Raw genomic sequence first — 236 nt, 5'->3', positions numbered from 1 at the left:
AGGTCAAACAATCGGTACAGGCCGCCCGAGGCACCGCCGACCAGTCCTCGGCCATCGCCAGCGAAACCAGCGCCGGCATGGAGCAGCAGTACCGCCAGGTCGACCAGGTGGCGACTGCCTCGCACGAGATGAGCGCCACCGCCCAGGACGTTGCCCGCAGCGCCGCCCAGGCTGCGCAGGCGGCCCGTGAAGCCGACCAGGCCACCCGTGAAGGCCTGGCCGTGATCGACCGCACC

At 71.2% G+C, this 236-nt stretch carries 1 pseudogene; it reads left to right on the top strand.

Annotated elements, in window-relative coordinates:
* Positions 1 to 236, top strand: a pseudogene (locus SB772_RS45620) (hypothetical protein); the annotation flags it as partial.

Source organism: Paraburkholderia sp. SIMBA_030 (assembly GCF_046535245.1).
Lineage (GTDB): Bacteria > Pseudomonadota > Gammaproteobacteria > Burkholderiales > Burkholderiaceae > Paraburkholderia.
The sequence above is the reverse complement of the archived record's forward strand: the minus strand, read 5'-3'. Positions and strand labels throughout refer to the sequence as shown.